Here is a 12576-nt window from a genome sequence, read left to right as displayed (position 1 = left end):
GAATATCGCACAGAGAGGACTTCTGAAGTGGACATCCAGTCAATCCAACTGAACCAGCATAGCACAAAATAATATTAATTTAGGCGACAATGTCGTCACAAATAGTCGTGAGAAATTTAATCACGACTATTTACTGACCATAAAATGAAAGTGTATTCACTAGAGGAGGATAAAAATGAAAAACTATTTGTTAAAAATATTTGCAGCCTTAATGCTATTATTATGTTCTGCGTCAATGAGTGTTAAAGTTTTAGCTGAAGAAGAACAAAATGACGTGTTAATTCGTAACATTGCAAGTGGTCAAATTAAAGGTAATTTAGATAGTGAACATAATGTTTTAGAGTGGTTAGGAGTTCCGTATGCGAAAGCTCCAGAAGGCGAATTTCGTTGGAAAGCCCCACAACCTGTGGATTCGTTTGAATCAGTATTTGATGCGACTAAAGCTGCTGAACCATTTGTTCAATTATCGAGAGAGGGATTAGTTGGAACGGAATCTTCATTGAATCTTGATATTGTGCGACCTAATACAGACGAAGAAAATTTACCAGTTTATGTATTTTTACATGGTGGTAATAATCAAACAGGACATGCACAAGAAATTAAAGGTAATACATTTGCTAATGATATTAATGCTGTCTATGTATCGATTAATTATCGATTAGGAGCGTTAGGCTTTAACCCATTAGCAGCATTAAAGCATGGAACAGATGAAGAAAATTCAGGTAACTTTACATTATTAGATATTGCAGCTGCATTGGATTGGGTACAAGAAAATATTGCTGCATTCGGTGGTAACAAAGATAATGTGACATTAGTTGGTTTTTCAGCTGGTGGACGTGATGTCATGGCGACTCTAATCTCGCCTATGTTTGCAGGCAAATTTCATCGTGCCATTTCTTATAGTGGTGGTATGACCTTAGCTGATGAAGTTGAATCACAACAAATTTTTGCTAAGGCAATTGCTAGTTTAGTTGTTGAAGACGGTGTCAAAGCAACGGAAGAAGAGGCAATCGAATGGTTATTGCAAGATGAGCAAGAAGTAACAGATTACTTATATGGTTTATCAGCAGAACGTTTGGCAGGCTTAATGGGCAATGCTGGTATTAGAATGTCTGTGTTTCCACATTTATATAAAGACGGTGTTGTGATTCCGAAAGAAGGATTTGAAACAGATAAATTTAATGATGTTCCATTGATGTTAGTAACTGGAACGAATGAATTTTCATTGTTCTCTGCTTTTGACGCTTATTTTGGTAAGCATGTAGGGGACGGTACATTATTTAGTGATGAAAAATTGAGTAAAGAATTTGCTTATGTTAGAAAATATGGTGGTGCATTATATCGTCTATCTAATACAGTCGATAGTGCACGTATGTTAGACGGTAAATATCAATCGCCAATCTATATTAGTGAAATTTCTTATGGTGATAACGCAGAAGTTACACCAAAATTAAACACACTTCTAGGTTCGTTCCATGGAGTTTTTGAACCATTATTACAAGCTCCGTCAAATTATGCTGATTTTATCGCAGATGAATTTGAAACGGAGGGTGCTAAAGAGTTAAGCAAAATATTTAAAGAATATTTAAAAGCATTTGTAGCAAATGGTAATCCAAACGCAGACGGACTTCCGGAATGGCAACAATGGACAGCGGCAGAAAGCCAAGTGCTTCAATTAGATGCTGATAAAGATAAATCATTAGTTGAGATGATAGCAGATAAAGAAATGCCAGCAGATATTATTGAACAAATGCTAGCAGATACAAGTATCGATGAAGAAACAAAAGAAATGCTGCATAAATCAGTCTTAAACGGACGCTGGTTCAGCCAACCAATTGATGCAATGTACGAGTAAAACATAGTGCGAGAGACTGTCCAAGCACCTTGTATTAATTTATATGACATATAATATAAGTATCAACCCAATATACTAAAAAAGCGACATTCATGCAGTACTAATCTGATAAAGGATTGGTACTGCATGAGCATTTTATAGCGAAAAAAATAATTCTGAAAAAATTTGATTTTTTTCAATTAATCGTGTATAAATGATAATAAAATTATTGTAAGAAACCGTGGCAGGAGGGAATGGATATTGAGAGCATTATTTATACGGTGGAATATTGGTTTTAAAGTGATGATTGCAGGTGCTGCTTTTATAGGAGTGGCTATGCAATTATTTAAGTATGGTGGGTATATGCTGCGTTATTATACGGTGCAATCGAATTTATTGGTTGGCTTTTTTATGTTGTATTTATTATATCAGTACGCACATCAAGGTCATTGGACAAAAGGGCAGATGCGTTTGAAAGGTGGTCTTACAATGGCGATTGTGTTGACTGGAGCTGTGTATCATATTATGCTCAGACCACAAAAAACGAGCGAAGAATTTTGGACTGTGGAAAATTTTTTAGTGCATTATATTGTACCATGGGGAACTTTGTTGGATTGTTTAGTATTTGATAAGGCAAAATGTTATCGCTGGAGTGACCCACTATGGTGGACGCTTGTACCGATTGCTTATGCTATCTCGGCTGTTTGGATTGGCGTAACATTGCGACTGCCAATTGAAGATAATGCAGATAGTCCATTCCCATATTTCTTTTTAAATGTGGATAAATATGGATATAATGGCATATTTAAATATGTTATAGCCTTGGCACTTGGATTTTTCTTGTTCTCATATCTATTAGTGTGTAGTAAGCAGTTATTTTCAATGAAAAAGAAAGCTAAATAAAAAAACTACCGTCCATTTTTTATTAGGACGGTAGTTTTTTGCATTTAATTGTTTAATGGGAAATAGAGCGAAACACGTGTATCACTACCTTGTTTTGACTCAATTTCCATACGGTAGCGATTGCCGAATTGTAATCGTAAGCGCTGATCAACATTGTTTAATCCGACACCACCGAGTTTGATTAATAAATTTTCAGTTGAATCTTGAGCAATAAAGCCTTTTCCATTATCATAAATTGAAATTACTAAAAAATCTGGGTTTGATTCAACCTTAATACGAATCAAGCCATTTTCTTTAATCTCTTTGATACCATGATAAATAGCATTTTCTACTAATGGCTGCAAGACGAGTTTAGGTAATTTGAAGTTATCGAAATGTGAATCTTCTTTAATTTCATAGTTTAATTTATCACCATAACGTTGCTTTTGTATAAATAAATATTGTCGCACATGGTCAATTTCATCTTTTAGTGCAATTTGTTCATTACCTTGGTTGAGAGCAAGACGGAAATATTTTGCTAGTGATTTTGTCATCTCAACGACTTTTCGACTATCATTAAACTCAGCCATCCACACAATTGTATCTAAGGTATTGTAGAGAAAATGAGGATTGATTTGACTGGAAAGTGCCTGTAATTCATATTTGCGAACATTTTGTTCTTCTTCTTTAATTGCTAGCATTAATCTATCAATTTGATCAAGCATCAAATTAAATTGCTGTGCTAAATCGACTAATTCAGGGGCACCTGTTTCCTCCGCTCGAATATTAGCATTTCCAGCACCAATCGCTAAAATAGTTGTTTGTAAATCACGCAATGGCTGAATCCAGTGACGTAAAATAAACCAAATACCTAAAAGACTAATAATGAGAGCAAGTCCTCCTGTACCTATAAATGAAGTAAGAATTTGTTGGCGTAGTTCTGCTAAATTTTCCATAGAAGCTACACCGATGATTAGCCAATTAGATTCTGGTACTTCGTATTGATAGACATAGGAATGATCTTGTTCAACATATCCATTTTGAGTTTCGATATAGGGCTGCATAGCTTGCATTTCTTCACTGGAGCTATATACACTTTTTTTCGGATGATAAACAAATTGATGATTTTTATTAACGATAAAAGTAAAGCCATTCATTCCTAATTGTAAACTGTCCAAGTAGGTTTCTAAGCTATCATAAGTAATATCTAAACGAATTACTGCTAAGTTATGTCCTGTCGAGTCTACCACTTCCTGTGTAATGGATATTACCCATTTATCATTCGTTTGAAGTGCATTTTGTCTTGCAGATGTTAAGACGGGCATTGCATGCTCATGAATGGCTGCTTGATACCATGGTTCTCGCATCATATCGCTGGAAGTTTCCATACTAATCTCATCATCAGTCGATACTAGATGACCAGATTTAGTGACAACAACAGCAGAAATTAAATCCGGATCGGTTGCTAATACGGTTTCCAAGAGTGAGCGTAGATTGTCTTCGTTCTCTTTTGTCGGATTTTTTGCATAGCGTTGAATCATATCATTGGTAGTTAGACTATTAGAAGTTTCTTTTAATTTTTTTAGATAGGATTCTACAAAACGTCCACTTTGAGAAATAATATGTTGGGTGCTTTGTTCAGTAGCTTCTTGAATAACTCGAGAACTAGTATTGTAATATATAGTTCCTACAATACTAAGTAGTAATAACATGATAATCGATACATAGACGATTAACTGTATTAAAAGGGAAGGGCGTTTCATAGCTGACCTCCTTTTTTAAATTGACTTGGTGTCATGCCAACGATTTGTTTGAAACGCTGTGAAAAGTAGTTCATATCTTCAAACCCTACTTGTTCTGCAATTGCATAAATCTTTAAGTCTGTCGTTAGCAGCAGTAATTTTGCTTTCTTGATTCGTTCCTGAATGAGATAATCTTGGAAAGGAATCCCAATTTCTTTTTTAAATATTACACTAAAATGTGATGGACTAAAACCAAGATCATGTGCTAGTGATTTTAATGTTAAATGCTGATCAGCTAAGTGTTCTTGTACTAATTGAGCTAGATTGGATGTTTCACTTTGCTGAACAAGGTCTGTTATTTGTTGATTTTTATTTTCTAAATCTAATTTCGTTTTTATCTTCTGTAACATTTCTTCAACATCTGACTTTGAAAAAGGTTTTAAAAGATAATCATCAGCTCCGATTTTAACTGCTGAAAGGGCGTATTCAAAATCATCATATCCAGTTAAAAATACGATATGAGTTGCAGGATAATGTTCTCGTATTAATTTTGCAAGATGAATACCATTCATATGGGGCATATTGATGTCGGTCAATAGAATATCAACAGGTTCTTTTTGAAATAATTCCCATGCTTCCAAGCCATTTTCAGCTTCTGCACTAATCGTCATTTTAAAATTTTCAAAATTAATTAAAGATGAGATACCTTTACGCACAATATATTCATCTTCTACAATCATAATCCTATACATGTTTATACTCTCCTTTCAATCTATATTTACTTTATTATACCAAATTCATTAAGCAATATAAAAGTAGGGGACTGAGCATTCAGTCATCATTTGCAACAAGGCAATGATTAGACTTTTTCCCAGTCCCTAAAATTGAGTAGTGTGATAATTAGTTACCAACATAATCTAATAAATAGCCATATCCTTGGCTTTCCATTTCATCTTTTGGAATAAATTTAATAGATAAGCTATTAATACAGTAGCGTAATCCACCTTTATCTTTTGGACCGTCAGTAAAGACATGACCTAAGTGTGAATCGCCGACACGACTTCTAACTTCTGTACGCACCATATTAAAACTTTTATCTTCTTTATAAGTTGCGACATCTGGACTGATTGGTTTTGAAAAACTTGGCCAGCCACAACCAGATTCATATTTATCTTTAGAAGAGAAGAGTGGTTCACCTGTTACAATGTCAACGTAAATACCTTCATCAAACTTATCCCAGTAACGATTTGAAAATGCACGTTCAGTATCATTTTTTTGAGTCACAGCATATTCTTCAGGAGTTAACATTTTTTTGATTTCTTCATCACTTGGTTTTGAATATAGACTTTCGTCAATTACTGGATAACTTGCTTGATTGACATTAATGTGGCAGTAACCATTTGGATTCTTTTTAAGGTAATCTTGATGATATTCTTCTGCTTCAATAAAATTATCAAGAGCACCTTTTTCTACTGCAAGTGGTTTATCTAATTTATTAGCTTGTTCATCGAATACTTTTTCAATAATTGCAGAATCTTCATTATCTGTATAATAAACACCAGTTCTATATTGAGTTCCTCTATCATTACCTTGTTGGTTAACACTTGTCGGATCAATGATACGGAAGTAGTGTAATAAAATTTCACGTAAAGAAATTTTTGTTGAATCATAGCTAACTTTTACTGTTTCAGCATGACCTGTTTGGCTGAGTAATTCATATTTAGTTGTTGTTCCTTTACCATTAGCATATCCGGATACAGCATCAGTGACACCGTCTACACGTGAGAAATATTCTTCTACTCCCCAGAAACAACCCCCAGCAAGGTAGATTTCTTTAATATCTTCTTTCATTGTTTCTTTTTTCTCCTTTTGTGCAGTTTCATTTGGTTGGCTCATAGAAGCCTCTTTCATCTTTTCAGCAGAAGAAGCTGTCGAGCTAAATAATCGGCTTCCTAAAAAGATAACGGCAATGACCATGAGTATTTTTCCTACTATAAAGAGTAATCTTGTTTTATCTTGCATCATAAGTTCCTCCTATTCTGATTTCAAGCTACTGAAATGTTGTTCATTTCATGACGCACCATGTTTTATTTAATTTCTGATAAGGCTGATTCAATTGCTGTTTTGTCCATAAAACCTGCATGTGTTTTGACTAATACACCGTCGCTACCAATTAGGGCAGCTGTAGGATAAGCTCTTACGCCATATTCTTTAATTAATTGGCCACTAGGATCAATAAGGACTGGCATGTGTTTGTAATCTAAACCAGAATACCACTTTTTAAAATCTTCAGTTGATTGTTCACCTAATTGTTCAGGTGACACAACAGTTAAAATAACATAATCTTTATCATCAACCTTGCTAGCAAGTTCTTCAGTATCATTTAAAGTAGCTAGACAGATAGAACACCAAGAAGCCCAGAATTTTAAATATACTTTTTTACCTTTAAAATCAGAGAGGGAGTATGTCTTACCGTCAACCCCCTCTAAACTAAAATCAGGTGCCATTGATCCTTGATTCATTGTTGCCATAGTGTCTTTATCATCTTTTTTCATGTCTTTAGCGTCACTTTTCATATCTTTTGACTCTTCTTTCATGTCTTTAGCGTCATTTTTCATATCTTTTTTGTCATCTGACATTGTTTGTTCTTGTTTTTCCATATTAGATTTTTTTGTCATAGTAGTTGCTTGAGGTGTAGAACATGCTGTTAAAATACTTACGCATGCAAGACTAGTTAAAAGTAATTTTCCTTTTGGCATATTAATTTCTCCTTTTATTGTTCGCTTAGTTTGACTTGATATCCACATCGCAAAATGCTTGAAACGTTGATGAGTTCCGTTACATTTTGCGATGTGGATCAAGCCAGAAATCCTCGCTTACATTATATTTTTAGTGGATTATTTAGTTCACTTGTTTTCGCACTTTGATTTATTGTGGCTCAAATGAGCTGAAATGATATTCACTTCATAAAATGCTTGGAGTGCTAACTCATTTCGACGCTTTTGCTCCAGTGATTCATTTCAGTGCATTCATTATTGCACTGTATTTCTAGTTATTTTTATTTTCTTTCATATTATCTTTTTTCATGTCGTCCTTCATGTCGTCTTTCATATCATCTTTTTTCATGTTGTCCTTCATGTCATCTTTCATATCGTCTTTTTTCATGTCGTCCTTCATATCATCTTTCATATCATCTTTTTTCATGTTGTCCTTCATGTCATCTTTCATATCGTCTTTTTTCATGTCGTCCTTCATGTCGTCTTTTTTCATATCATCTTTTTTCATCATTGTAGTTTCAGATTCTTTTGACATATTGTCTTTGTTAGGTGTTGAACAACCTGTTAAAATTCCAGCAGATAAAAGTGCAGCAAGTAATAATGTTTTTGTTTTCATAGTAAATTCTCCTTTAATTACAATAATTTTTTAGTTTTTAGCCAAATAGGCGTGAAAAAATATTTAAGTTACCAAACATAAGTAAAATACCCATTAAAATAATGATGATACCACCAACTTTTTTGAGTGTATCCATATGTGGTTTAATTTTGTTGAAGTGACGTAAAACAAGTGATGATGCGAGTGCGACTAATAAAAAGGGTAGTGCTAAGCCAAGTGTGTAAAGAAGCATTAACAATGCACCTTGCCATGCACCGTTGCCACCAGAAGCGGCAATTGCGAGTACTGAACTTAAAACAGGTCCGACACATGGAGTCCAACCGAAACTGAATGTTAGACCAAGTAAGAACGCATTATAAAAATCATTACGTTTTTTATTATTATCTAGTTGTACGCTCTTTTGTTTTTGTAATTGTTTGATGTTGATAATACCTGTTTGATGAATACCAAGTATAATTACAATCGCACCTAAAAGATAACGGAACCATTCAGCATAGAGTAGATTTCCTAGAAATCCAGCACCATATCCTAGAGTGATAAAAACAGTTGAAAGTCCAGCGATAAAGAATAGTGTTTTTACTATTCCATACCAAGCGATGTCAATACCGAATATGCGTATTGTGCGTGGTTCATCTGAATCGAGTAACACACCGACGTATACTGGTAATAGCGGCAAAATACAGGGTGAAAAGAATGATAGCACTCCTGCTAAAAATACTGATATTGAAAATACTATTGGGGTCATGTTTTGTTCTCCTTTCTCTTTGTCATAACTATACCGTCTTTTTATAGTGGAAACTATGGGAGATGATTTGAAAAAACTAGAATTTGATTTGATATGCTCTAGCATGATATGATATGAAAGGGTTTTTATAATATTCTAATGATTTAGCTGCTATCTGTTTAACTACGCATATAAATTGAAATGACTGAAAAAACGCTGATTGTTAAATAGAAATAGAATATTGTATCATTCTTTTTCAAGCAAAGAGAAAATCAATTAAGGAGGAGAGATAAATTGAAAAGAATTTTAACTCGATATTATGCATTAAATTTTATTTTTGTTGCTATGGTTTCGTTCTTTAATCCAATTTTATATATTTTTTATTAAAAACATTTACTGTACAACAAGTTGGGACTTATTTATCACTATTTTGGCTATGTTCATTTTTTACAGAAGTGCCATGTGGGGCTATTACTGATGTAATTGGTGAGAAAAAATCATTGTTTATCAGTTCATTTTTTAGAATCAGTGGCTTATTACTGCTATTAAGTAATCAGTATGCTTTACTTTTAGTATCAGCTCTTTTATCGTCTATTAGTGAGTCTTTTCAGTCGGGAACAGCTAGTAGTTGGGTGATTAATACATTAAAGAAAAAAGGGTATGATGAGTCAATCGATTATGACCGTATGTTTTCAAGAGCGTCTTTGATTGGGTCAAGCACTGCACTTATTGTTGGATTCATTTCTTCTAATTATTTATATACACATGCTGCTTATTTACCACTTGTCTTTAGTATGGTGGCGTGTTTAGGGCAAGTACTGGTTGTGTCAATGATTGAAGATTACCGAGAAAAAATATCGCTTGATTTTACACAGATTATTAGCACTTCAATGAATGAATTAAAAAGTGTTGCGAGTGGCTTATTGAAAGCTAAAATCGGAATTATATTGATGTTATTGATTACTATTCCTGCTATCATTGATTTAGGGCCGTCTAATCAATGGCAAGCAGTATTTTATGATGCTAACAATCAATCGTTAACGAGTTATATGTGGATTATTATCTCGGTATGTGGCATGATAGGTAGCTTTATTGCTGATAAGGTGTTAAAACAACTAAAACCGAGTATGACATTTATGATTTTGATTTATATTAATGTCGCACTGGTGCTATTGATGTCGTTAAATATTGATATGATAGTAAGAATTATTATCTTTGCTATTTATATTATTATGAATACGATTTGTGGTGTGAAAGGGTCTACTTTATTACATAAAGAAATTGTGGAAGATGACCGATTTAGAAATACGACCGTTTCAATTTACTATTCTTTTGAGGCTATCGTTATGGCAATGATGCTTTGGGTCAATGGTGTATCATCTGAATTGATTGGTATCACGAATACGTGGACGGTAACGGCTATATTGGTTGCCATTTTTGTGATATGTGGATATTGGGTAATTTTGCGTAAAAATAAGATGAATTAGAAATTAGCCAAACGTAATAAAAATCGTGTCATTGTTTCGATTGATTTAGCGTTGACAGTATTCTGAATACAAGATAAAATTAAAGTGTTCTAATATAAATTTAATAAATGGAGTATTACTGTTATGACAACAATTGAAACAAAATTAGCACAATTAGGTAATCGTAAAGACCCACGAACAGGGGCAGTAAGTTTACCGATTCATTTATCAACAGCTTATGAGCACCCTGAATTAGGAGTGAGTACAGGGTATGACTATACTCGTACAAAAAATCCAACTCGTACTGTATTAGAGGAGGGACTGGCTGAATTAGAGGGTGGAACGCATGCATTTGTGACAAGCTCTGGTATGAGTGCTATCCAATTAGTGATGCAGCTATTCCCTTTAGGTAGCATATTTTTAGTGTCACGAGATTTATATGGTGGAAGTTTTCGCTATTTCAACGATTTAGAGCAACGTCAAATGGCGACATTCCATTATTTTACAGATGAAGAAGATTTTGAAAAGCAATTAAATGATACGATTACAGCTGTTATCATTGAAACACCGACTAATCCATTAATGCAAGTGGTCGATTTGAACAAAATGGTCGCATTAGCGAAACAATATGATGCACTGGTTATTGTAGACAATACCTTGTTGACACCATTACGTCAGCGTCCATTATTATTAGGGGCAGATTTAGTTATTCACTCTGGAACTAAATTTTTAACAGGGCACAATGATATTTTAGCTGGTGTTGTTGTGACGAATCGACCAGAATTAGGAGAACGTTTATTATGGTTGTCGAATACGACTGGGCCGACTTTATCTGCATTTGATTGTTGGTTATTTATTCGAAGTCTTAAAACATTACCTTTACGTTTTAATCAGCAAGAAGCGAATGCGAAAGCACTTGTGGAAGCGTTGAAATCTAATCCAAAAATTAAAGAGGTGCTTTATGCAGGAGAAGGTGCAATGCTTAGTATTAAGTTGCAAGATGAACAGCAAATAGGACCATTTTTAGCGAATCTAAAGATATTGACGTATGCTGAAAGTTTAGGTGGGGTAGAAAGTTTGATTACTTATCCAACAACACAAACACATGCTGATATTCCGAAAGAATTACGTGAATCGTATGGTTTAACGCCTGATTTGTTACGAATTTCGATTGGTATTGAGTCAGCAGAAGATTTAATTCAAGATGTTGAACAGGCATTGGCAGCACTTAATTAATAATAAAATACAAGAAGAAAGTAGGTGTTGTCTAATGGAACAATTTTTGGAGCAATATTCGGTTGAGCGTCGTCATTCATTGTCGCTAAAGTGGGATAAGCTAGATGAGCGATTTGGAGATGCGAATTTATTGCCACTTTGGGTAGCGGATATGGATTTCAAAGTATCAGCGGCGATTTCAGAGGCATTAACGGAACGTGTGCAACATGGAGTGTATGGTTATTCATATGTTTCACAGAATTATATTTGTGCATTTAAACAATGGATGTCTGAACGTTTTGACGTGAATATCCAAAAAGACTGGTTGCGTTATACACCAGGAGTGGTACAAGCATTGTATCATGTGATTCATGCTTTTACGCATGAGGACGATGCTATTATGATTTTTCCACCTGTATATTATCCGTTCTTTAATGCGATTCGTGATACTAAACGTCAGTTAGTGACGGTTAATTTAATTGAATCAGAAGCTACGTTTCATTTAGATTTTGATAAAATCGAGGCAGAAATTGAAAATCAAGCTGTTAAAATGATTATTCATTGCTCGCCACACAACCCAGCCGGACGTGTTTGGACAGTGGACGAACAAATTCGCTTACTCGATATTTGTCAAAAACATGGTGTGATTTTGATTTCAGATGAGATTCATCAAGATTTTGTATTCGGGGAACATAAACAACAGGCAATGTTAGCAGTTAAGCATGACTATGTTCAACAAGGGGTCGTGGCACTGACTTCTGCCTCTAAGTCATTTAATTTGGCTGGATTGACACATTCTATTGTGATGATTCCGAATGCTGATTTACGAGAACAATATGATTGCCATTTAAACTATGTTGGGCAATCTGAAGTAAATATAATGGGTGCTATCGCAACTCAAGCAGCCTATGAAAAGGGTACTGAGTGGCTGGCTCAAGTGTTAACTGTCATTGAACATAATTATCGTTATATTCAAGCAGAATTAAAACGTGCATTGCCAGAAGTGAAAGTATTTGAATTGCAAGGTACTTATCTATTGTTATTGGATTTGAATCCGATATTGAAAGGTAGAGATTGTAAGACTTACATCCAAGACCAATGTGGCTTAGCGATTGATTTCGGAGAATGGTTTGGAGAAGAATATACTGGATATATTCGCCTAAATCTCGCAACTCACCCACAAAATATAGAACACGCAATTAAAAAAATGATTGAAAATGCGTAATAAACACAAAACATCATCAGCGAATGATTCAAGAGAATCTAGACGCTGATGATGTTTTTATTTATATAATGAAATATAGGACAGCCAACTTATCG

Annotated in this window: 11 protein-coding genes; 5 read left to right on the top strand and 6 right to left on the bottom strand. The window is 34.3% G+C overall.

Annotated features, from left to right (window positions below):
• Nucleotides 1–175: 175 nt before the first annotated feature.
• Entirely contained in the window at nt 176–1855 is a 1680-nt protein-coding gene (locus tag JDW14_06220; GenBank protein ID QQD64924.1) for a carboxylesterase/lipase family protein, read from the top strand.
• A gap of 240 nt (nt 1856–2095) precedes the next feature.
• The gene (locus tag JDW14_06215) at nt 2096–2737 is read left to right on the top strand and encodes a Pr6Pr family membrane protein (GenBank protein ID QQD64923.1); all 642 of its coding nucleotides are present in this window, start codon (nt 2096–2098) and stop codon (nt 2735–2737) included.
• A 44-nt stretch (nt 2738–2781) separates the two neighbouring features.
• Here JDW14_06215 and JDW14_06210 read toward each other — a convergent pair whose 3' ends face one another.
• The 6 genes from JDW14_06210 to ccdA2 form a co-directional block, all read right to left on the bottom strand.
• Complete coding sequence (locus tag JDW14_06210) at nt 2782–4479, bottom strand: sensor histidine kinase (protein ID QQD64922.1); 1698 nt, start codon at nt 4477–4479, stop codon at nt 2782–2784.
• Nucleotides 4476–5198, bottom strand: coding sequence for a response regulator (locus JDW14_06205; GenBank protein ID QQD66519.1), 723 nt, complete (start codon nt 5196–5198; stop codon nt 4476–4478). Before JDW14_06205 ends, JDW14_06210 begins: the two co-directional genes overlap by 4 nt.
• 160 nt (nt 5199–5358) lie before the next feature.
• Nucleotides 5359–6480, bottom strand: a complete 1122-nt coding sequence (msrB, locus tag JDW14_06200) for a peptide-methionine (R)-S-oxide reductase MsrB (GenBank protein QQD66518.1) — start codon at nt 6478–6480, stop codon at nt 5359–5361.
• Between the two features lie 65 nt (nt 6481–6545).
• On the bottom strand, nt 6546–7217 hold the full coding sequence (locus JDW14_06195) for a redoxin family protein (protein ID QQD64921.1): 672 nt from the start codon (nt 7215–7217) through the stop codon (nt 6546–6548).
• Nucleotides 7218–7506: 289 nt separating this feature from the next.
• The gene (locus JDW14_06190) at nt 7507–7851 is read right to left on the bottom strand and encodes a hypothetical protein (GenBank protein QQD64920.1); all 345 of its coding nucleotides are present in this window, start codon (nt 7849–7851) and stop codon (nt 7507–7509) included.
• Between the two features lie 37 nt (nt 7852–7888).
• Complete coding sequence (ccdA2, locus tag JDW14_06185) at nt 7889–8596, bottom strand: thiol-disulfide oxidoreductase-associated membrane protein CcdA2 (GenBank protein QQD64919.1); 708 nt, start codon at nt 8594–8596, stop codon at nt 7889–7891.
• 350 nt (nt 8597–8946) lie between these two features.
• On the opposite strand from ccdA2, the gene JDW14_06180 reads away from it, so the two are divergent.
• From JDW14_06180 to JDW14_06170, 3 genes are all read left to right on the top strand, one after another.
• Nucleotides 8947–10062, top strand: a complete 1116-nt coding sequence (locus JDW14_06180) for an MFS transporter (protein ID QQD66517.1) — start codon at nt 8947–8949, stop codon at nt 10060–10062.
• A gap of 123 nt (nt 10063–10185) precedes the next feature.
• Complete coding sequence (locus JDW14_06175; protein ID QQD64918.1) at nt 10186–11277, top strand: aminotransferase class I/II-fold pyridoxal phosphate-dependent enzyme; 1092 nt, start codon at nt 10186–10188, stop codon at nt 11275–11277.
• 34 nt (nt 11278–11311) lie between these two features.
• A complete protein-coding gene (locus JDW14_06170) occupies nt 11312–12481 on the top strand; it encodes a PatB family C-S lyase (GenBank protein ID QQD64917.1) in 1170 nt (389 codons plus the stop codon).
• Nucleotides 12482–12576: the final 95 nt, after the last annotated feature.

It is taken from the genome of Aerococcaceae bacterium zg-252 (assembly GCA_016237705.1).
In the GTDB taxonomy this organism is placed as follows: domain Bacteria; phylum Bacillota; class Bacilli; order Lactobacillales; family Aerococcaceae; genus Globicatella; species Globicatella yangjingiae.
The sequence above is the reverse complement of the archived record's forward strand: the minus strand, read 5'-3'. Positions and strand labels throughout refer to the sequence as shown.